General features: G+C 75.5%; 1 protein-coding gene. It reads right to left on the bottom strand.

The features are described from left to right. A partial coding sequence (locus IF01_RS0141025; RefSeq protein WP_030398706.1) for a sigma factor-like helix-turn-helix DNA-binding protein occupies positions 1 to 253 on the bottom strand: 253 nt, incomplete at both ends.

Below are 253 nucleotides of genomic sequence, written 5' to 3'. Positions count from 1 at the left end.
CCGCATCCGGGTCTTGACGGTGCCGAGCGGGGTGCCCAGCACCTCGGCGACCTCGGGGTAGGTGTACCCCCGGTAGTACGCCAGGGTGACCGACTCGCGTTGGAGCCCGGTCAGCGAGTCGAGGCAGCGGCGGACCTGCTCGCGCTCCAGCCGGCCCTCGACCTGCTCGGCGACCTCGTCGAACGCGGGCGCGTGCGACCGCGCGGCCACCTTCTGCTCCCGGTCGGCGGCCGCCTGCGCCGTCCGCACCCGG

The sequence above is a fragment of the Kitasatospora purpeofusca genome, assembly GCF_000718025.1.
Taxonomy (GTDB): domain Bacteria; phylum Actinomycetota; class Actinomycetes; order Streptomycetales; family Streptomycetaceae; genus Kitasatospora; species Kitasatospora purpeofusca.
Note: the sequence above shows the minus strand (reverse complement) of the source record. Positions and strands in the feature narration are given on the sequence as shown.